The sequence below is a fragment of the Burkholderia sp. 28_3 genome, from assembly GCF_003253915.1.
GTDB lineage: Bacteria > Pseudomonadota > Gammaproteobacteria > Burkholderiales > Burkholderiaceae > Burkholderia > Burkholderia cenocepacia.
Map to the genome: position 1 here is coordinate 135,664 of NZ_QKZF01000020.1, position 18,443 is coordinate 154,106.

The 18,443-nt window shown below is 61.3% G+C and carries 35 protein-coding genes; 15 read left to right on the plus strand and 20 right to left on the minus strand.

Translation table 11 applies throughout. The features are described from left to right. Positions 1 to 4: 4 nt before the first annotated feature. From DFS13_RS30850 to DFS13_RS30925, 19 genes are all read right to left on the minus strand, one after another. Positions 5 to 982: an RNA-directed DNA polymerase gene (locus tag DFS13_RS30850; protein ID WP_111442532.1), complete on the minus strand. Its 978-nt coding sequence runs from the start codon at positions 980 to 982 to the stop codon at positions 5 to 7. A 349-nt stretch (positions 983 to 1,331) separates the two neighbouring features. Then, a complete protein-coding gene (locus DFS13_RS30855) occupies positions 1,332 to 1,721 on the minus strand; it encodes a four helix bundle protein (protein ID WP_062910729.1) in 390 nt (129 codons plus the stop codon). Positions 1,722 to 1,735: 14 nt separating this feature from the next. After that, positions 1,736 to 2,200 carry a DUF1566 domain-containing protein gene (locus DFS13_RS30860; RefSeq protein ID WP_111442505.1) on the minus strand — a complete coding sequence of 155 codons (465 nt, stop codon included), beginning with the start codon at positions 2,198 to 2,200 and terminating at the stop codon, positions 1,736 to 1,738. Positions 2,201 to 2,238: 38 nt separating this feature from the next. After that, positions 2,239 to 2,601 carry a DUF1566 domain-containing protein gene (locus DFS13_RS30865; protein WP_111442506.1) on the minus strand — a complete coding sequence of 121 codons (363 nt, stop codon included), beginning with the start codon at positions 2,599 to 2,601 and terminating at the stop codon, positions 2,239 to 2,241. A 272-nt stretch (positions 2,602 to 2,873) separates the two neighbouring features. Then, the gene (locus DFS13_RS30870; protein ID WP_111442507.1) at positions 2,874 to 3,248 is read right to left on the minus strand and encodes a hypothetical protein; all 375 of its coding nucleotides are present in this window, start codon (positions 3,246 to 3,248) and stop codon (positions 2,874 to 2,876) included. Between the two features lie 11 nt (positions 3,249 to 3,259). Further along, positions 3,260 to 3,700 (minus strand): hypothetical protein, encoded by a 441-nt coding sequence (locus DFS13_RS30875; protein WP_181461632.1) that lies wholly within the window; start codon positions 3,698 to 3,700, stop codon positions 3,260 to 3,262. Further along, positions 3,697 to 4,431, minus strand: a complete 735-nt coding sequence (locus tag DFS13_RS30880) for a PRTRC system ThiF family protein (protein ID WP_111442508.1) — start codon at positions 4,429 to 4,431, stop codon at positions 3,697 to 3,699. Before DFS13_RS30880 ends, DFS13_RS30875 begins: the two co-directional genes overlap by 4 nt. After that, a complete protein-coding gene (locus DFS13_RS30885; RefSeq protein ID WP_111442509.1) occupies positions 4,431 to 5,222 on the minus strand; it encodes a PRTRC system protein A in 792 nt (263 codons plus the stop codon). The genes DFS13_RS30880 and DFS13_RS30885 overlap by 1 nt, the downstream gene beginning before the upstream one ends. Before the next feature lie 2 nt (positions 5,223 to 5,224). After that, entirely contained in the window at positions 5,225 to 5,938 is a 714-nt protein-coding gene (locus DFS13_RS30890; RefSeq protein WP_111442510.1) for a PRTRC system protein B, read from the minus strand. Beyond that, positions 5,935 to 6,978 (minus strand): PRTRC system protein F, encoded by a 1,044-nt coding sequence (locus DFS13_RS30895; RefSeq protein ID WP_111442511.1) that lies wholly within the window; start codon positions 6,976 to 6,978, stop codon positions 5,935 to 5,937. Before DFS13_RS30895 ends, DFS13_RS30890 begins: the two co-directional genes overlap by 4 nt. Further along, positions 6,975 to 7,364: a PRTRC system protein C gene (locus DFS13_RS30900; protein WP_111442512.1), complete on the minus strand. Its 390-nt coding sequence runs from the start codon at positions 7,362 to 7,364 to the stop codon at positions 6,975 to 6,977. Before DFS13_RS30900 ends, DFS13_RS30895 begins: the two co-directional genes overlap by 4 nt. Positions 7,365 to 7,373: 9 nt before the next feature. Then, positions 7,374 to 7,916: a PRTRC system protein E gene (locus DFS13_RS30905; RefSeq protein WP_111442513.1), complete on the minus strand. Its 543-nt coding sequence runs from the start codon at positions 7,914 to 7,916 to the stop codon at positions 7,374 to 7,376. 26 nt (positions 7,917 to 7,942) lie between these two features. Beyond that, the gene (locus tag DFS13_RS40960) at positions 7,943 to 8,104 is read right to left on the minus strand and encodes a hypothetical protein (protein WP_241308735.1); all 162 of its coding nucleotides are present in this window, start codon (positions 8,102 to 8,104) and stop codon (positions 7,943 to 7,945) included. 146 nt (positions 8,105 to 8,250) lie between these two features. Further along, entirely contained in the window at positions 8,251 to 8,460 is a 210-nt protein-coding gene (locus DFS13_RS30915) for a hypothetical protein (RefSeq protein ID WP_111442514.1), read from the minus strand. A gap of 2 nt (positions 8,461 to 8,462) precedes the next feature. Further along, a complete protein-coding gene (locus DFS13_RS40430) occupies positions 8,463 to 8,633 on the minus strand; it encodes a hypothetical protein (protein ID WP_166677938.1) in 171 nt (56 codons plus the stop codon). Between the two features lies 1 nt (position 8,634). Further along, on the minus strand, positions 8,635 to 8,769 hold the full coding sequence (locus DFS13_RS40965) for a hypothetical protein (RefSeq protein ID WP_258399109.1): 135 nt from the start codon (positions 8,767 to 8,769) through the stop codon (positions 8,635 to 8,637). Continuing rightward, the gene (locus DFS13_RS40435; RefSeq protein WP_166677937.1) at positions 8,766 to 8,921 is read right to left on the minus strand and encodes a hypothetical protein; all 156 of its coding nucleotides are present in this window, start codon (positions 8,919 to 8,921) and stop codon (positions 8,766 to 8,768) included. The genes DFS13_RS40965 and DFS13_RS40435 overlap by 4 nt, the downstream gene beginning before the upstream one ends. Positions 8,922 to 9,533: 612 nt before the next feature. Further along, positions 9,534 to 10,277: a hypothetical protein gene (locus DFS13_RS40005; RefSeq protein ID WP_134163174.1), complete on the minus strand. Its 744-nt coding sequence runs from the start codon at positions 10,275 to 10,277 to the stop codon at positions 9,534 to 9,536. Next, positions 10,231 to 10,983: a S24 family peptidase gene (locus tag DFS13_RS30925; RefSeq protein WP_166677936.1), complete on the minus strand. Its 753-nt coding sequence runs from the start codon at positions 10,981 to 10,983 to the stop codon at positions 10,231 to 10,233. Before DFS13_RS30925 ends, DFS13_RS40005 begins: the two co-directional genes overlap by 47 nt. A gap of 38 nt (positions 10,984 to 11,021) precedes the next feature. On the opposite strand from DFS13_RS30925, the gene DFS13_RS30930 reads away from it, so the two are divergent. Then, positions 11,022 to 11,291: a hypothetical protein gene (locus tag DFS13_RS30930; RefSeq protein WP_111442533.1), complete on the plus strand. Its 270-nt coding sequence runs from the start codon at positions 11,022 to 11,024 to the stop codon at positions 11,289 to 11,291. A gap of 107 nt (positions 11,292 to 11,398) precedes the next feature. Here the strand turns inward: DFS13_RS30930 and DFS13_RS30935 are convergent, their stop codons facing one another. Further along, a complete protein-coding gene (locus tag DFS13_RS30935) occupies positions 11,399 to 11,671 on the minus strand; it encodes a hypothetical protein (protein ID WP_111442517.1) in 273 nt (90 codons plus the stop codon). Positions 11,672 to 11,892: 221 nt separating this feature from the next. Between DFS13_RS30935 and DFS13_RS30940 the strand changes: the two genes are divergently transcribed. The 14 genes from DFS13_RS30940 (at position 11,893) to DFS13_RS31000 (ending at position 18,288) form a co-directional block, all read left to right on the plus strand. Beyond that, positions 11,893 to 12,132, plus strand: a complete 240-nt coding sequence (locus DFS13_RS30940) for a DNA-binding protein (RefSeq protein ID WP_134163173.1) — start codon at positions 11,893 to 11,895, stop codon at positions 12,130 to 12,132. 95 nt (positions 12,133 to 12,227) lie between these two features. Next, on the plus strand, positions 12,228 to 12,527 hold the full coding sequence (locus tag DFS13_RS30945) for a hypothetical protein (protein ID WP_111442519.1): 300 nt from the start codon (positions 12,228 to 12,230) through the stop codon (positions 12,525 to 12,527). A 1-nt stretch (position 12,528) separates the two neighbouring features. Further along, on the plus strand, positions 12,529 to 13,794 hold the full coding sequence (locus tag DFS13_RS30950; protein ID WP_111442520.1) for a replication protein: 1,266 nt from the start codon (positions 12,529 to 12,531) through the stop codon (positions 13,792 to 13,794). After that, complete coding sequence (locus DFS13_RS40440) at positions 13,791 to 13,967, plus strand: hypothetical protein (RefSeq protein ID WP_166677935.1); 177 nt, start codon at positions 13,791 to 13,793, stop codon at positions 13,965 to 13,967. The genes DFS13_RS30950 and DFS13_RS40440 overlap by 4 nt, the downstream gene beginning before the upstream one ends. Then, entirely contained in the window at positions 13,964 to 14,587 is a 624-nt protein-coding gene (locus tag DFS13_RS30955) for a DUF1064 domain-containing protein (protein ID WP_111442521.1), read from the plus strand. Before DFS13_RS40440 ends, DFS13_RS30955 begins: the two co-directional genes overlap by 4 nt. Then, entirely contained in the window at positions 14,587 to 14,979 is a 393-nt protein-coding gene (locus tag DFS13_RS30960) for a winged helix-turn-helix domain-containing protein (protein WP_111442522.1), read from the plus strand. The genes DFS13_RS30955 and DFS13_RS30960 overlap by 1 nt, the downstream gene beginning before the upstream one ends. Then, complete coding sequence (locus tag DFS13_RS30965) at positions 14,976 to 15,404, plus strand: nuclease domain-containing protein (protein ID WP_111442523.1); 429 nt, start codon at positions 14,976 to 14,978, stop codon at positions 15,402 to 15,404. The genes DFS13_RS30960 and DFS13_RS30965 overlap by 4 nt, the downstream gene beginning before the upstream one ends. A 2-nt stretch (positions 15,405 to 15,406) precedes the next feature. After that, a complete protein-coding gene (locus DFS13_RS30970; RefSeq protein ID WP_111442524.1) occupies positions 15,407 to 15,739 on the plus strand; it encodes a hypothetical protein in 333 nt (110 codons plus the stop codon). Further along, complete coding sequence (locus DFS13_RS30975) at positions 15,736 to 16,224, plus strand: hypothetical protein (RefSeq protein ID WP_111442525.1); 489 nt, start codon at positions 15,736 to 15,738, stop codon at positions 16,222 to 16,224. Before DFS13_RS30970 ends, DFS13_RS30975 begins: the two co-directional genes overlap by 4 nt. Next, the gene (locus DFS13_RS30980) at positions 16,221 to 16,460 is read left to right on the plus strand and encodes a hypothetical protein (protein WP_111442526.1); all 240 of its coding nucleotides are present in this window, start codon (positions 16,221 to 16,223) and stop codon (positions 16,458 to 16,460) included. Before DFS13_RS30975 ends, DFS13_RS30980 begins: the two co-directional genes overlap by 4 nt. Continuing rightward, positions 16,460 to 16,720: a hypothetical protein gene (locus tag DFS13_RS30985; protein ID WP_111442534.1), complete on the plus strand. Its 261-nt coding sequence runs from the start codon at positions 16,460 to 16,462 to the stop codon at positions 16,718 to 16,720. Before DFS13_RS30980 ends, DFS13_RS30985 begins: the two co-directional genes overlap by 1 nt. Continuing rightward, positions 16,717 to 17,145 carry a hypothetical protein gene (locus tag DFS13_RS30990; protein ID WP_111442527.1) on the plus strand — a complete coding sequence of 143 codons (429 nt, stop codon included), beginning with the start codon at positions 16,717 to 16,719 and terminating at the stop codon, positions 17,143 to 17,145. Before DFS13_RS30985 ends, DFS13_RS30990 begins: the two co-directional genes overlap by 4 nt. Continuing rightward, on the plus strand, positions 17,145 to 17,471 hold the full coding sequence (locus tag DFS13_RS30995) for a hypothetical protein (protein WP_111442528.1): 327 nt from the start codon (positions 17,145 to 17,147) through the stop codon (positions 17,469 to 17,471). Before DFS13_RS30990 ends, DFS13_RS30995 begins: the two co-directional genes overlap by 1 nt. 196 nt (positions 17,472 to 17,667) lie before the next feature. Next, the gene (locus DFS13_RS31000) at positions 17,668 to 18,288 is read left to right on the plus strand and encodes a hypothetical protein (protein WP_111442529.1); all 621 of its coding nucleotides are present in this window, start codon (positions 17,668 to 17,670) and stop codon (positions 18,286 to 18,288) included. The last annotated feature ends 155 nt before the right edge of the window (positions 18,289 to 18,443 follow it).

The window sequence follows — 18,443 nt, forward strand, 5'->3', positions numbered from 1 at the left end:
GCCCTCAGAAAGTCTTGGTTAAATCGCGGTCGACGGCTTTGCCGAGTGACCGCAACCGGTTCGCCAGCCGCGCACGATCTTGATGGCTGGCGGTTGCTTGGCGCAGCAGCCCGAAATACGAATTCGCGACCTGCATCAGATCGGCGGGCGCCGTCTCGGCCACCCGGCGCAGGGCTTCATTGCGGGTGCGCTTCCGCGTCTCCCGGCGCCATGGCTTGATGACTTGGCCGACGAAGTCGATTCCGCGCTCGATTGGCTGCAGGATGGTCTTGCGCGGGTTGATCCGAGCGCCGAGCCGTTCCGGCAGGAAATCCGTGACATCGGCGAGGATCTCGTTCAGGCGTGCCGGCGAATCGTGCAGGAACACGAAGTCATCGACGTATCGGATGTAGTGCTGAGCGCCGAGCGCGTGCTTCGCCCGCTGGTCGAGTACGTCAAGGTAGACGTTTGCGAAGAACTGGCTCGACAGGTTGCCGATCGGTAGCCCAAGGTGCGCGGCCTGTTCGAGTAGCCGTTTATGGGGCGGAACGAGCTCTATCATTGCAGGGGCGCCGTGGTACTCGTAGTCGTCTCGCGGATCGTGCATTAGCACGGTTTCGGTCAGCGAGCGCCAGAACGGCTCGGAAATCTTCGCGAGCAGCAGTTCGAGCAGGATTCGCTTGTCGATGCTGACAAAGAAGTTCGCGAGATCGCACTTCAGGTAGAACGCGCGCTTCGACCAGTTTTGCGTGACTGACCGCACTTTCGACTCGAGGCGCTGTGCGGCGTATTGCGTACCGCGCCCCTTGATACATGCACACGAATCGGCGATGAATGACTTCTCGAAGCGCGGGCCGATTCGGTTGTAAAGCAGATGGTGCACGATGCGATCGCGAAACGCAGCCGCCCAAACTTCGCGCGGCTTCGGTCGGGAGATGACGAAACAGATTGACCGCCCGGGCCGATAGCTACCGTCCGCGAGTTCATCGTGCAGGGATGCCAGGTTGCGTTCGAGATTCGCTTCGAACGCAAGTGCGCTTCCGGTATTTCGTTTTGTGCGCCGGCAGTCGCGGTATGCCGCGACGAGCTCGGCGCCAGAGAATCCATCTTGCCGCTCGATCCAACCTGCTGACGGCCACCCCGCGGAGCTCGACGCTCTTGTGGTTGTTGTTCTGGTTGCCGTTGTTGTAGTTCTGGTACCAGGCGTAGGCGGACCTATCGTGCTATCTACGTCGCTCTGCTGAAGGCCCTCGCCGATCAGCGGAGAAACTGCGCTGGACCTATCCGCACGCCGGCGACTGGTATCCTCATTGCGCATGGCGGTGGCTTTGTGAGCCAGCGGCACAACCAGATTAAATCGGTGCTCTGTCATGGCGGCGCGACCCTCCATGAGACTGGCGACGTGCGGCCCATTCCCTCCACCTTACCGCCTGCTTCGCGATGCTCTCGGTTAGGCGGATCACGGCCCAATACTGACGATCCGTGATTTCCTTCATATCCCACGAGAGCCGAAACAGCATTTCGACGAGCTTGACGCGCTCGATCAGCATCGAGATGTGCGGCACCTTGTCATCGGCAACATTCGCCCGATAGACCAGGAGCAGCAGCTTTTTCGTTTCATCGACAATTTCCTCGCCGATGAGCCGCTTGAAGGAACGTTCCATGTTCTTGACCATGCCGGTGACCTTGGTGAGAAGGTCATAGCCTGTCTTGTACACATCAAGCTCGGTGTGAAGGGCCATGGTGGATTAAATGATCAGATTACCGAAGGAATGAATCTGCTGACGGCCACCCCGCGGAGCTCGACGCTCTTGTGGAGGCCGTACTGGTGGCCGTAGCCGTAGCCCTGGCACCAGGCGCAGGCGGAGTCTTCCTCATACTCTTCCTCGAGCCACATGCTTCCCTCGGCGCAGAACTCGGGGAACGCGGCTTGCAACAGGCGGCCTTCGCGCTTGTTCGGGGTCTTGCACCCGCGCCCGGCGGTGTATGCCTTCACGCTGTCATGCGATCCGCTTTGCTCATCGGCATGAAGGATGAGGTAGTAGTCGAGCGAGCCGTCTTCCTTGAAGATCGGACCTGCGAGACGAGCACCGGCCGGCAGCGGAATCACCGCTCGCTCGACGACATACTCGGTCGTGATCGACCGCTTTTCGTATTGCTCGATCAGCGCGGCGACGCGCGCTTGTTCGGTCTTGATGTGTTCCAGCGTGACTACCGACATGAAAGCTCTCCGGTTTTTGAATCGAATGAGTGAATGAATCAAGCAATGAATCTGCTGACGGCCACCCCGCGGAGCTCGACGCTCTTGTGGCCGTTGTACTGGTAGCCGTAGCCGTAGCCCTGGTACCAGGCGTAGGCGGGATCCCATTCACAGATGTCGGCCGTCCAATAGCCAGCCGCCTTCACGAGACTGCGGTGCTCGTTGTATATGACCAGAGCGTCGATGCGGTTGTAGAGGACGCCGCCGACGCTCATCGCCCATTCGCGTTGGAGTTCGTGCGGCAGTCGCTCATCGTTCACGGCGATGAGCACGGTGTGCTCGACGTCACCGTTCTTGTTGACGCGGCCGTAGAGATAGGTCTGGCCTTCGGCAGTCTGCGGAAGTTGAATCTGCTGTTGCATGGTTGCTCCTGGGTGATTGGTGCTGCGTTGGATGACGGGATTTTTGGCGGACGCGGTCACTCGCTCCAGTAAGACATTTCTTCCCATGCGGCATCAGTCGGGCTGAAGCCTTCCGGGGCGTATTGCTCATGGCACGATTCAGCGACCTGCCACGCTTCACGGCGGGAAAGGCCGCCAAGGCGGCGAAGCGCGCAGGCGCATCGCCACGTCCAAACCAGACGGCGCATATCGGGAACTCCTTTGGGAAGACCTTCTCAGCTGATGGACGCGTCTCAAGAAAATGAGATGTCCAGTTGTTCGAAGGGCATGTCAGGCCAATAACGATTTGCCTTGATGGCATTAATTCGCCAATGGGTGACTCTGAGGTTGTGCGGCACGTGAAGCCCGCAGACGATTTCGCCGTCGAGCGGAACGATGTGATCGACGACGTGCAACTCGCCCGTTTCGCGCGTCAGGCGTTTCGCCTCGCGGTAAAACGGCCGGAGATCCGACAGCTTCACCCAGGGCGGCATGGCGCGGCGCTCGCGCATGCGGCGCCGACGGCCGGCGGTTTTTCCCGAGGTGATGAGTGGGGCGCGACGTTTCACCGGCACGAACAGCGGGCCGGCGTGGAAGCCGCCGACGAGTTCGAGCTCAAGGCATTTCATGTCTCGGCTCGCTAGAATGGGAGGTCCTGATCGTCGGATGGCGGAACGATCACCACTCGGCCGGGCTTCAACCTCGGGGAAGCTCGCACTCGGATCCGGATCAAATCCTTCCCGGTCATCTCGCAGACGTCGCGGAGGTCGAGGAATGCTTTGTATCGGGCCTTGCTTCGCGTGCTGGCGGTGACGGTGAACCAAGCTTCGTATTCGAACTCGTCGCGCCACGGAGCGAGGCAGCGCCACTCGCGCAACACCGGCGTGTCGACGATTTCCCCATACTCGACTTGGTCAGTCGGGTGGTAGAGGCGCTCCTCCTCGGTCTTGTCTCCGTCGATAACGACGCAGAGATAGTGGCCGTCGGCGTTCACGATGACTCCGCGCTCGCCGTAGCATTTCACTTGTCGGCCGCGCTCGGCCGGCACGCCGTAGTGCTTGCGGATGTATTCGAAGCTCATTGAACGTTCTCCGCTTCGGGAACCGGCAGTGGCCGCACGTGCCCGGTCTTCAGGTTGACGAACGCGCCGCACCACGTGAGCCGCCCGTGCCGGAAGAACTCCCACAGGATGCCGAGCGCCGGCGTGACGATCGCCTGGTTGATGAACAATTCCTGACGCTCGAGCGCCTCCGCGAGACCGCAGCTCGGCGTGTCATCCTCCGGTACCGAGGTGTCGATCAGTTCGGGGAGCACGTCGTACGGCCAGGGCAACGGAACGCTTTCGGCGTCGCCGCGCGCATTTCCGAACACAACCTGCCCATCGCTCGCGCGGTTGCCGAGATCCATTAGGTAAGTCGACGTGCGAGCGAGGATCGGCGCGAGCTTGGCTCGGGCGGCGGCGCTGTCGACGCACATGATCGTGATGCCGGGCCCGGCGTGAACGAGTTCCTGCGGGCCGGCGGGGACAGGCCGGGCGATCCAGTCGAGCCCGAAGAACGCGTTCAGGCGATGGATGAGAACGACGCTCTTGAACTGACCGACGTCGGCCGGACTGAACATTTGCCGGCCGATATTCGCCTCGCTCACGGTATCGCCGTCGAACGCCGTCACGCGCAGACCGGGGTGGCCGAGCGCGGTCAATGCGTGATTGAGTCGAGCAAGGCCGGTCAGCATTTGAGAACCGTTGCCACCGCAGCCGACCAGCACGACATCGACGCGCCGGTCGAGAAAGTAAGCGGGCGTGATGTGCATTACGCGTGCTCCGGCACCTTGAAGATCGCTTCAGCCGGCACCTTGAGCGGGATCGTGATGCCGAGCACGCAGAGGCGGAACGCGACACTCGGCGTGTTGCCGTCGCCGAGGCCACCGAGCACGCCCGAGATCTTCACTTCGCCGGCGTCGTCCGCGTCATCGGTTCCGCTGAAGAATGCCGGCCCCGTTCCGTGGCTATGCAGGTCGATCGCGAGCGATTGGTGAGGCGGCAGGTCCGGGCGTTCGAACGCAATGGAGCCGGGAGATGACGTCGTAACGTGCAGTGCCTTGTACTCGAGCTTTTGCGCCTCGGCATCCCACACTATCCATGCCGCGTGTTCGTTCGGCAGCGCCGCGCGCGCTTCCTCGGCGAAGCCCTGAACGAACGGGATCGCGACGCCGAGCCGACCGAACGCGAGCTCGATCTTCGGCATGATCAGACCATACGGCGGTCGCGGCGAATTGTCCGGGAGCTTTGTCAACAGCTGGATCACGTGCAGCCACGGGCGCCGCACTTCGACGAAGATGCCTTCGGCGGTTGCGAGGAACCGGTGGCCGACGTCCTCCAGCGGTACGAATTTCGCGTGCTTCGGTACAGCGACGATCGGGGCACTGTCGAACAGTGCGATGTCGAGCGGCAGGTTTTCGTCGTCCTCGGACGCGGCGATCGCGCGCGGTTGAGCACGGCGGATCTCGTCGGCGACTCCGGCGGAGAATCGCTCGAGCGCGGAAGCGATGCCCTGCAAGCCCTCTTTGGTTGCGTCCTGAAATTCAGCGAGCAGCTTTTCCATTTTCAATCCTTGTCGGAATTAGTGCCGATCGCTTCCGCGAGTGTTTTCTTCGCGTCGATCAGGCGGTCAAGTGGGAATTCGGCACCATCGAGTAAATCGAGCCACAGGCGCTCGGCGCCGCCGCGTCTGTGGATAAGTTGCTTGTTATTCGGGTGGGTGAAGCGGCTACGAAAGAACGCGTCTTCGAACGGCTTGATGCTGTCCATATCGATCCGCTCGGGAGTCGACACGTTGCCGACGCAGATGCCGCCGTCTTCCCAGACGTTGTAATACGGCGCCGTATACAGTCGCGTATCCGGGGCCGGCCGAGCGTTCTCGCGCAGCGCGAATACGGACCAGTCGTCGCGATCGACAATGAACACCAGCGGTGGGTGATTGGCATCGCCGGCGCGCTCTCCGATTTTGTCTTTCGTCTGAAACCATACCTGCCGCCTGCAGGCGGGCACCCACCACGCGAGCTTGTTCGGGCCGAGGTAGATCACACGGTCATGGACGAAGCCGCGATAACTGGTCTTGCGCGCTGCGATTTCGGCAATGTCGGCCAACTGCTCGAGCGTGACCGGTGTACCGGCCAGAAGCATCGGCTTTCCGTCGACGACGCGCGCGGGATGGCGCGTCGCGTAGATATGCGAGCTGGTTCGCGACTTGTAGAAGAGAAACCCGGAATCAAGCTCGAGCTCGTCGTCGCCTTCTTGGCTGATCGTGACGGTTTTCATACGCGCACCATGATTCGGGATAGTTGGCGTTCCCGGGCCTCGAACAGCGCGAGAACGCGCTCGACGGCTTTCGCGAGCAGCGCCGTTGATTCCATCGCCTTCAACCACTCTGAGAACTCGTCTCCCACAATTTTCAGCGGGGTGACAGAGCCTGCAGTGACATAGTCGCCATCGGCCGCCTGGTGCAGGAAATCGTCGACCACGCGCGTTATCTCGTCGTCGTCACTCCATCGAACCAGAAGCGCAAAGTCGATGGGGTCGGCGCCTATGTCCTCGCTTCGGAGGTCGGCGAACGGGCCGTAGAAACGAACGATGTTCCAGAGCGAATCCATCGCGTCGACGACCTCTTGCGCGTAGTCGTCTCGCTTTGCGGCGATCTGAACCTGTCGACGGGTCAGCACGCGCCTGGGGAGCGCGACCCACTCGGGCATCACGTCGAAGAATTGGGAGCGTGTGAAGACGTCAGTTACCGATTTGAGTTCGTCCACCGACTTGACGTCGTAGCAGGCCATCATTTCCTCGAGCGCCAACGACTCATCGGCCTCGCCGTACCAATACAACCACTCGGCCATTCCCAAGGCATAGGCCGGCGTGATGGAGGCGGGCAACATGCGAAACGCGTCGTAGAGCGTCGCGAGGACGGTTTGGCCGAGGCCGACACGGACATTTTCGAGCGCCTGTACTCCGTCGCGAATGTAGACGTGGCGGCACGATACCGGGCCGTCGGTCGTGCGGATCGAGGCCCACAAACTGTCGGGCGTCTCGGGATAGTGGTAGAAGGAACCGTCAGGCTTCGGATCGATGTGAAGCTGCCAGTCGAAATACCGCATGCCGTCGGTGATTTGCGTCCACCGGCGAGAAAGCGCGCGCGAGGCGATCTCCAGTTCACTCTTTGGCCGCTTTTCCAGATCTGCCTCGGTGATGACGTGCGTATCGAGCAGCGACAGCGTCAATTCGCGCGCGAAGGTGCGTCCGACGCCGATCGTGTAGCTGGCCGGCACGTCGTCGAGCGCTGGAATGGCAAGCGGCGCGAAACTCATGGCAACACCGGCATGTGGCTGATCGGCGGCGTCAGGCGTGTGCCATTGGCCGGCGACGTTGCTGCGACCATGAAGCGCCGCATCGGATTGAGCGATGCATCGGTCGGTGAGAGCAGGTGCTCGGCTTCTTTGCGCAGCGTCCCGTCGACCAGCTCGGCACGCAGCTGCTCGAGCGTCATGGCGGCCCCCTTCGTGCCGACGGCGCGGCGGAACGTATACACGTTGCGGTTACCGATGACCTCCGGGCCCTCGATTTCGGCGTTCACTATCTCGGGATAGGTGTTGCCGTAGAAGTCGCGGACTTGATGGAGGCTGAAGGCCGGCGACGGGTCGGTGAGACGTGCGCCGTTGTAGCGGAATTCGCGAATGAGCGTTTCGGTTTGCATGTCGTTTCCTCAGAGCAGGTCGACGCCTTCTTCGTCCGCCGCTGCGGGCGCGGCGTCGGTCGTGTCGGCCGGCGGCGTATCGCCGCCACCCGTTTGAGCCGCATCAGCCTCGCCGGCGCCGGTTTCAAGCAAGGACGTTTGGCGGGGATCGACTTCCGGCGCACCGTCGCCGGTTGCGCCCGCGTCCGCCGCCTGGGTGTCGGTAGTGCTCGGTGCCGCGGCCGTCTGGTTTTTCGGTTTCCGACCGGGTTTCCCTTTTGCCGGAGCCGGGAGCGCCGGCGGCGCGCCAGCGTCCGCATTCGCTGCGCTGGCGGCGCGCGCTTGCTCGAGTACCGATTGCGAGCCGGGTGCATAGATCTGTACCGCCTCGGCGAAGTCGCGATCGAGCTCTTCGGGCGAAGCGAGCAGCGACAGCGGGTAGAGCGTCTGTTCGGCCTTTTCGTCTTTCGACTTCGGCATGACGTTGACGCGCAGCTGGTCGCCCTCGGCGACGATCAGGATCGTCAGCGAGGCGTTTTGCGCGAGCGGATAGAGCGACGTGAAAAGTGACATGGTGTCCTCGTTGTAGGAGGTTGAGATCAGGCGGCAACAGGGTCGTAGTTGCGGTCGGCGAAATCCGGGTCGCCCGGATAGCGCTCCGATCCGTCGCTACGCAACCAGCAAAAGAGGGAGCCGCGGCGGTGGGGGAACCAGTAGCCGGAGCAGTCGCAGCGCATCTTTCGGGTGTCCCGCTGATTCATCCAGCGATCGACCCTGTACAGCCGTTTCCCGCAGACGCGACATCGGGGCGGCCGAACGTATTGAGACAGCAGGCGAGGGAGGCAGCGACGAGCTTCGCAGTGGAGACAGCGGACGTGGCATCGGGGCATTTTTCATCGCCCTGCGATTAGTCGACGTCGTTGGCGGCGCGAGATTTCGCGTCGCGATACACGGGATGCTCGTCAGCTGCCTCGCGGGCGGCACGCGCTTCGGCGCCAAGCTCGAGGCAGCGGCGGATAAGCGGGTTCGTGATCGCGTCGACGGCAGAGCCGGGCACGCGCTGCAGGCGGAACTCGCGGGCGATCATGGCATCGGTGACGGGAAGCGGGCCGGCCATGATCAGTGCACCTCGCCCGAACGCTTGAATGCCACGGCGGCCTTTGCTTGTTCGTCCGACCAGTCACCGAAGTAATCCATGTCCGGGACGAGCCGCCATACTTTGCCGAAATCGTCTATGACCGTGTACGGATCGATTACAGGCGGATGGCTCAAATAGTGGTTCGTCACCATGTCAGGCGCTCCGCTGCATTTCGACACGCACGCGTGCGGTATCGGCTTCGTCCCACTGCTGCGCTAGGGCGAGCACCAGGACGACGACGAGCAGCGCGGCAAACGACTTCGCCCAGAAGATCAGAAGTGCTTTCATGCCCAAGCCCCCATCAGGCGCTCGAGCGGGGGCGCGACCGCGCCGGCGAGCAGATAGAACGCCGCCAGCGCCACGAAAGGCGTCCAATCGCGCTTTTTGCCGAATACAGACGATTGTTTGTATTTCCGAAATACAAGCTGGAGGCTGTTCATATTGTTCTCCGCGTTAGGTCAGTGCCGGTGGTGCTCGTCGTCGTTCATTCGCTTGACTCCGCGAAGAATCGCGATGCCGAGCACGACGGCGAGCGCAAACACGCCGATCAGAAGCTTTTCCATTTGAGGATTCCTAAATAAGTGCCGAAACACTGAAAAATTCGACATCCAAGACCGCGCTCAAAGAAGGGCACTGAAGGTCAATGCCCTTCGATCAGCGCAGTCGAAACCCTCAAGGGCGCGCACTCGGTGTGGTGCGTGCACTGCGTCGGTTGGTGGATGCGGGAGATCCGCGACCGAATGCGCGCTCTTGAGGATTGATGGTGTCGGGAGCTACCCCGTTTCTCGGCTACACCGCGGAGCCGCCCGGTTGCTCCCCTGAGGGTCCCGGGTTCAAGAAATCAATTTTTAGAGAGCGATCCGCCTGGGGCGGTGACGCAGCGATCGTTGCTGCGTTGGGATGGATTAAACACCATGTTTATGTTTGTGTCAAACATGGCGTTTATTTTTCTTGCGGACCGTTGGGCCATCGCGGCGAGACGAGGACGGGGAGGGAATAAAAAAAGCCCGCATCACGCGGGCCTTGGGTGGGGAGGCGGGCGGTCGGAGTGACTATGCGTCGCCCGGGGCGCACCGCACCCAATGTCTCTGGTAACCAAAATCGTCTTTATGTCCCCAACACCAACCGGCCGAAGTGATCTGCGAATACATTTTCTCGCGCTTGGCGCAGACGCCTCCGGGCTGATCAGGATCGGTGGCGCTGTCCCTGCAGCTCTCATTGAGGGCTTCCCATTTCGAGGCCAACTCTTGGACGTCTTGCGGCATAGGGGGCGCGCTGGCGTTTTCGTTAATTTTTTCTTGAGCTTCTCGTGCAGCGGCATCTGCCTCGGACGCGGCGCGGGTCATATCGGCCTGAAATTGGCGAATAGCTTGCTGCGCCTTCTCTTGGGCGGCAAATAGAAACGCGCCCTGCTCTGTTTCCCAAGCAAGCTGATTGCCGTCTGCGACTATCGATACAGCAACTTGATGGGGTTTCCCCTCCAAATCTACCGTTGCCATCGCTCGGTATTTGTTGCCCGTCTCATGGAGAACGGTAACGTCCTTGACCGACATATGGAATTCTGAGAGGTCGCCGGAACTCAGTTTTTGCTGGAGGCCTGATTTCACAGTTGATGCAATTTCGGCCTTGCTCAGATGGGTCGATTGGTACCAAAACAGGCCTCCGATGACCGCGAGTGCAACAATGCCAACAACCTTCCAACCAGGTCTTTTCATTTTCTGCGGGGCCCCGAATAGTGGATGCGCTCGGTCACATGCGCGTTTTAATTTTCCGCGCAGGTACAGGATGCGCGACATAGTACATCCATGAAATCTCGTCAGCTTGATAGGTGTATGTGGCGGCCTCGGCATAGCTTCCGAGCCGGATGCCTCCGCGGCGAGACAGTAATCTTTTCAGCATCGTCTCGCCAGTCGCCAAGCGTACTAGAACGTCGTCCTCTATTTCAGGCTCAGTTCCGGGCTCAACTAGAGCAAATTCCCCCGGGTTGAATCGAGGTGCCATGGATCCGCCAACAACGGGAGCCAAAAAGGCATGTGGATCGCTTGATGCGATCTCGGCGTATTCGTCTGTGGCGCCCACTGGATAATCCCCGTCAGTCCAAATTCGCTCCGGCAGCCCTCCCTGGGCGCGGCCGATCACGTATACAAAGCGAAAGTTTTTTGCACTGACAGGATACTGCAGGAGGGACGGAGCCCGAGCGTCAGGGTTGTCACCAGTCGCGGTCGCCATTTCGGGGCCTGTGCCATCTTCGATCCACGTCGCGCTTACCCCCCATAGCTTCTGGGCCAGCAGGCGCCCTTGCTTTGATACGCCATTTCCCCTGTAAGCCCAGTTGTTTATTGTTTGCTCGCTCTGGTTGAGCGCCTTAGCTAGGTCGGCCAGCCGCTCTATCCCCTTGTCAATCTTGTGGGCAGCGGAGAGCAGGCGCCTGACGGATTCGTGAACGGGCTTTTCCATAGGCGCAATGGTCGCGCATGTAAACGTCTTGTTGATAAACGCCATGTTTGCTTTTTCCATAAACGTGGTGTTTAATGCTCGGCATGAGCAACCCAACTTCTTCTTCGATCGAGGTAGACCGCGAGCGCATCGAGCGCCTTGGCGGCTCTGCGGCTGCTGCCCGCTTGATGGGGCTCACTTCTCGCGGGGCGGTACAGCGAGTCAATAACTGGAAAACGCGCGGTATTCCAGCCGACGTGAAGCTGGCATGGCCGGACTTGTTTCTGCATCCGCTTCGGGAAGTTGAAAGTACGGATGCATCCGACGACGTCCAACCCCCTGCCGGAACGCCGGATCGAAAGGAGGGCGACTGATATGCCCCGCCGCGTAGCGCCGCTTTTTCCGGGCGAGCGAATCCAGCTCGCTCGCACCGTTATCACGCCTGACTGGGCGAACGACATCCAGCGTGAGATTGCAGGCGTTACTGAATCCGCGTTGGCGCGTCGACCGACTCGGCGGCGCGGATTTGTTGGGCGAGTTTGTACAGGTTTCTCGCGATGGCTTCGGCGTTCATGAGTTCTGGCGGCTGAACCTTGGCCGTGGCTTCTAAGCTGGTGGCGAGCGCTTCCTTGTTGACGATCCCAGCGTTGTGCATGTGCTGAATCAAATGAGTAAGCGCTATTCCCATGGCTGCAATGGGCGCCCCGACAGTTTCGCCAAGTTGCTCGATCAGGTTTTGCGTTTCCGTAGTCATGCGAACCCCGTTGTGTGGTGGTTGAAGAGGTCAGAGGCTTCGATTCTCGCATAGCGGTGGTTCGCATCCAGTTGTGATGTAAGCAGTCTAGAGAAAGTGGTATTCCGGGGCATTCCCGGATTTTTGAATATCGGGGAACAACAATGAATGCAGTGGCACAACCTATTTCTTTCGCCGGCCCGCGCAGCACGCCGGTCGTCGAGCGCCTGTTGCGTGAGGCGATGGCAGATCCGAAGGCGAAGGCCTCGATCATCGAGGCGACTGGCTGGGACGAGTCGATGCCGTCGAAGATCCTGAAGAATTCCGCGGGCATCACGCTCGAGCACCTGAATACGGTATTTATGGCGCTCGGCCTGGTCGTCACGACCAAGGGCTATATGGACTATCTCGCGCAGGGGAACGTGATCGGCAGCAATTGCCGGTGCGCGCGCGAAGGCTTCGGGGAATGCGGAACCCGGTGATCTAGCGGCAGGAACCCCGTCACAAGCGTTTTCGTCGGAAAGCGCTTGTGTCTGGGTTTCGTAGTCCTAAGCGGCTTCGGCCGCAGGAGAGCCGCATGACTGACTTTTTCAGCGCCCGCACCGGGCATCGCGTCTCCGAGACGCAGCAAGACAGCTATCACTCCATTTCGGTGGCGAAACTCTCGGCCACGCAGCAGATGGTGATGGACTGCTTCGATTCGACCGAGGTCCTGCTCACGCGCGAGGACATCTCGGCGCGGACGAATCTCAAACTCTCCAGCGTGTGCGGCCGCGTTCGGGCTTTGCTCGACGCCGGCCTGTTGGTGAAGCGCGGCACGCGCAAATGCACCGCGACGGGCAAGTCGCAAGAGCTGCTCGGTCTGCCGGTGGCGTGATATGGCGCTGGCCGAAGTAATCCAGCTGTCTGAACGTCCCCGGCCGTCCCACTCCGAAGAAAGGTACACCCGCGTGTCTCACGGCATCCTCGAAGCGCTCGCGCTGGCCGATCTGGGCAAGCGGCACTACAAGGTGCTGCTCGTCCTGATGCGTCAGACGTACGGCTACGACAAGGCCAGTGACGAAATCAGCCTGACGCAGTTCCACACGAAAACCGGGGTGCTCCCGCCGAACGTCTCCGGCGCAATCGACGAGCTGGTCGACATGCGCGTGGTGCTGCGGATAGCCGGCAAGTACGCGGCAAGCCTTGCGATTAACAAGGACGTTTCCCAGTGGGAAGGGAAGGCGAAGGTCGATCTGTCGAAGGTGGGGGGTTATCAAAACGATAACAGGGGGGTTATCGAAACGAACACGGGGGGTTATCAAAACGATAAGGGAGGGGTTATCGATTCAATAACCACAAGAGACAACTCCAAGAGAAATAACCAAGAGACAACTCCAAGAGAAACCCTTTCGCGCTCGCTGCGCGATCGCTTCGATATTTTTTGGGCGGCCTACCCGAAGAAGCGATCGAAGGACAAGGCGGAAAAGGCGTTTGCCAAGCGCAACCCGGACGAGCAGCTCTTCAACGACCTGATGGCAGGTCTGGGGCGGGCCAAGACTTCGGAGCAGTGGCAAAACCCGCAATTCATCCCGCACGCAGCCACGTGGCTGAACGCGGGCGGTTGGATGGACGAATTCCAGACCGCGTACAGCGATGTCGAACTTGCCGTGATCCGCGCCTTCAACGAGGCACTCGGGGAGCGAGTCGGCACGGTGGACGCTGCGGTATTCGTCGAGGCCCGCGCCGGAGCTATTCGGGCATTCCTGACGCACCTGAAAGGCGACGTGGAGGCGGCGGCGCGCTACTTCCCGGCTGTTCGGGACAAGGTCGATCTTCCGCCGCACGCGGGATTCGACTACCTGGTCAGCCCCAAGGGGTTCGGTGACACGACAGGTCGCATGCGGATCGCCAAGGCGGCCGGCACTGCGTCCGGCGCTCGCAGTGCGTGGCACGAAACGCCGCAGGGCATCGAGGCGCGGGGTGCTGAGCTCGGCGTCGTCCGCGGCGAGGAGGAAAACGCCGTTTCGTATCGCCGGCGCGTTTTCAAGGCGGCGGGCCCCGGCGTGTGGCGCGATCAGGATCTTGCTGCCGAATCGAAGTACGGCGGCGAGGTGTACGAGCGCCTCTGGCGTTTCTACAACGACGAGCCGAGCCAGAAATGACGCCGAAGGAATGCCTCGATCGGTTCATGGCCGCAGTGCGCGATGCGCGCGCAGGCCGAAATGGTAAGGCGCACGCGCTGATCGCCGCGGTGCGTGAGCGCAACGGGAGCGCAGCGGCTGAGATCGCGCGTCGCGAACTGCGGAATTACGTCGATAGCGGGAAGAAAGCATGACGAAGCGAACAACTTGGCCGATGCGGATCGACGCAGACGCTCAAACCGTAGGGACGGCTCGGGTGCGGGACAGCTGGGCCGTGGGCCGCGGCTCGGCCTCGCGGCAGCTGATGCAGCAGACCGGCGTACAACCGCCGTCTGAATTCGACGACATCGCGGACGGCATCGGTGCACCCGCGATCGCCACGAGCATCGCCCGGTCGGCGGACGTCGCGGCGCAGATCGGAGCGCCGGCGCCGTTGTCGAAGGCGATCGCCAGCCTGACGAAACCGGCGTCGGCGCCGAAGTACCGCAATCGGAAGTGCGAGCACGACGGCATCCGGTTCGACAGCGAGAAAGAGCGCGCGAGGTATTTCGAGCTGGTCCGAATGCAGGCGGCCGGCTTGATCCGGGAATTGCGGTTGCAAGTGCCGTACGTGCTGACCGGGCGCCTGCAGCGTGACGACGGGACGTGGGAGCGGATTTCGAAATACATCGCTGACTTCGTCTACGTCGACGGCGCAACGGGAAAGCAGGTGGTCGAGGACGTGAAGTCGCCGATCACCCGGAAGAACCCAACGTACATCCAAAAGCGAAAAACCATGCTGGCGGTGCACGGGATCACGATCAAGGAGGTTTGATGGCTGACGGAAAGGTGGGGCCGGTCTCGAAAAAAATCATCGAGTGTGTGAAGGCGAACCCGGGCATCCATGCCGGCGAAATCACGCGGAGGCTTGGTAAAGGCAATACCGGCAGCACGCGCGAGTTGATCCGCCATTTGCTTGAGGCCGGGTATCTCGTCAGGGGAGAGCAGGTCTACGCGCCAGGTGCGAAGGGGCATGCCGTCCACCCCCTGACGTACACGGGCAAACCGTACCAAGCTGGATATGACACCAGTGGCTCGGCACGATCCGCTCGAATTCAGCAGCGCATTGCCGAAGAGCGCGCGCTGGAGGCGCAGCTGAACGAGTCGATCGTATGGGCCGGCAAGGCGATCCGCGCAATGGTGCAGTGCGCACAGGTTGCCGCATGAAGCGTTCAGGTTTCGGCCCGCGCAAGACGCCGATGGCGCGCGGTTCTTGGTCCCGTAAAAGCTCACCGCTTCCCGAGCTGGCCCCGAGAAAGAAGGCGGTGACGCGGCGCGCGAAGCGGCCGACCGTCGCCGAAGGCTCGAAGTATCTCGCGGCCTGCCGCGGTGAGTCTTGCTATCTGCGGATGTGCGGCTGTCTCGGCGGCGGGGAAACGGTCGTTCCGTGCCACTCGAACCAGGCGAAGCACGGTAAGGGCATAGGAATCAAGGCGCGCCACGAATTTACGGTGCCTGGCTGCGCGAATTGCCACTCACTGATTGATCAGGGACCAGGGCTGCGCGAGCACAAATTCGCATCGTGGGACGTCGCTTACGAGGCTTGGGTGCCGGTGCGGGCCCGAAAGATGGGAGAGGCAAATTGCCAGTGAGATTGTGGGTTGAGATTCCGGACGGCACATGCAGCGCACCGAGACGTCGCGGCGCTGGCGGCACGATCTTCTACGAGCGTACGCGCGAGATCGACGCGACCGTTTTCCGGATCGCTCGCATCGCGACCGTCAAGCGCCAGTTGATTACGGCCGTCGAGGTAGATGCGTTCATTCCGGAAATGCACCGCGGTCGTATGCCGAAGGTTGATCCGCGATGGGTGGCGCCTGGCGTGTTCCGAACGAAGGCATACGTCTATCGAAACCAGAAATCGCGCGAGCTCGCGCAATTCATGGACAGCGGTGAGCTTGTGCGGAATTTGGAGGATCAGGAATGACGCCGGCGAAATATCAAGCTGCTCTGAGCGGGCTGTCCGCGATCGCGAAAAAGGTCCTCGAGATGGTGCCGATTCAGGAAGCGTGGTCGCGTTCGGAAATCGCCGGCCACCTCTTGCGCGTAACGAAGAGCTCGCCGGACGCCGCAGTAATCGACGGGTGCCTTGGCCGACTGAAGGATTCAGGGCTGATTCGCGAGCCGAGCCGCGGCCGTTATCAACGCATCGAGGTCAGGGAAAGGGAGGTATTGAAAGTGCCGGATCAGAAAGCTGAAAAAACTGCCGACGTACACGCCGATCAACCGATTCCGCCGATCGAGATCCTTTCGAAGCTGGCCGAGCGCGCACGGACGGTCGCTACAGAACTCGTGATGCTCGCATCGGACATCGAAACGGCGGCGCTCACGATTGAGCAGGGCAATGCCGAAAACGTGGCCAACCTCGAAAAGCTGCGCCAATTCCAATCCCTCCTGAAGAGCCTGGCATGAGCGAAATCGCATGCATTGAGCTTTCGTCGGTGCCGGCGCCGTTGGTTTCCTGCGCGGCGCGGCGCGTCGACGGCAAGTCGGGTGATCGCGTCATCGCGTTCAACGGATGCCCGGTGGTCGGCCGCGAGGTCGACGGCGGAGAAATTGAATTTTCGTTTCCGCGCACGATCGAGATCCGCGAATCTCTCATCGACTGGATGCTGTATTGGGGCATCCCTTTCCGGGTGATGCCGTGATGGGCTCGACACAACATCCCAAGGGCGGCCCGGTGGCGCGACTCGCCGGCCTATGGGCGAACGAGCCGGCTTTCCTCGAATGGATGCAGTCGATCGGGCAGCCGGCCAACACGCCGGCCGACGCGGCCGAATTCATCCGGGCGCGCTGCTGCATTGAGAGTCGCGCATTTTTGGATCACGACCGCGCCGCGAAATCCCGGTTCGATCAGTACATCCGAGGCCCGTATTCCAAGCACCGAGCCGCAGCGGGTCTGCGGTGAAAATCAAATTCGACGACAGGATGACCATGACGCCCGATCAGAGCCAACAAATCGAAGAACTCTTGCTGACCTGGTATCGTTGGCAGATCCGGCAGTCGCACGCCGAGCAGCTGGCGCATTTCTATCGCCCGGAGGATCGCACGTGCCGCGGGTACGAAACGCCGATGAGCGACGTAGAGCTCGACGAGCAGGCCGAACAATGGGTCGAGGACCAGCAAGCCGAACAGATCCAGCTCTGCATCGACTTGCTGCCGGCCGAGCAGCGTGCGGCGATCTCGGTGAGCATGCGAAACAAGGAGTGCGGGCGCGATGTCTGGAGCAACACGCGAGCTGGTGATCAGCATGCGAGTTATCAGGCCGGGAAGGCAGCGTTGCTGCCGATGCTGGTCGCGAAGCACCTGATCAAGATCGGGGAGGCGGCGTGATGGTGATTGCAGCAGCCGAGGTGGTAGAGATTTTGCGGCAGAGCCTGAATGGCGATGTCGCCGTGAAGCTGGTCGGCGATATACATTGGCGTAATGTCGGCTCCGGAAATGTCGAATTCACCTTTGGCGATTGGCGGATCACGTTCTTCAACGACGCGGGGGAGCTCGACTACGTGGATCACGCGATCGCACCGGACGGGCGGCGCGCTTCGTTCGACGATTGGGCCGGACCGACCGGGTACGGCCGGGATCCGATAGACCTGTTATCGACATGGGAGCAATGCGAGCTTTCCGACCTGTTGGAGCGCCTCTCGCCCAGTGCATGAGAAAAAGGGGTTGTGAGCCAGAAAAAAGCAGCGTATATTTCAGTCCCGGGAAGATGCGTCTTCCGAAAGCCCGCCAGCCGAAAGGTTCGCGGGCTTTTTCGTTTGTCTCGCGAGAGCGTGTGGGGAAGCGCGGAAACGCGCTGTTCGCCCCGCCGGCAACTGGCCGTGCGGGGCTTTTCTATTCTGGCGGCGCGCGATGCTCACGCTCTCGGTGAAATCAGACATTCGCGCGCTGTCGAAGAAGCTCGATGCGCTCGCGCGCAAGCAGCTGCCGTTCGCTACAGCACAGGCGATCAACGCGACAGCCGAGAAGGTGCGCGACGCCGAGCGCGAGAACATGACCAAGGTGCTCGATAACCCGACGCCTTTCACGTTGAACTCGGTCGCGATCAAGCGTGCGACGAAGTCGAATCCGGTCGCGATCGTGTACGTGAAGCCGATCGCAGTGCAGTACCTGCTCCCCTACGAGGTCGGTGGCAAGAATAAGCTGAACAGCCGTGCGCTGATCAAGCCCATAGCGCAGAAGGTCAACCAGTATGGGAACCTGCCGCGTTCGGCGATGGCCCGGCTGAAGGGAAAGCCGAACGTCTTCATCGGCAAGGTGCAGACCAAAGCCGGCGTCGTCGATGGTGTATGGCAGCGGACGAAGAAGACGCGCGGCAAAGCCGCCGGCCTGAAACTGATGATGAAGTTCGAGGATGCGCACGACGTGCGGCAACACCTCGACTATCGCGGCGTCGGCAAGCGTGTCGTCGCCGCCGTGTTCCGCCGCGAGCTCGACGCCGCGATGACGAAGGCGATCGCGTCGGCGCGGTGAGGCCAACGGGTCCCCTCCGGAGGGGGGGGAGGGTCACGGGCAATTGCGCGCCGTGTGTTTCGCCTAGGGAAACGCTGATTTATTCGGCTCGGCGGTCATCGCAGACGTAGCCGAGGACGTTTAGAAGACAGCTCACGGAACGGACCCACGACGAT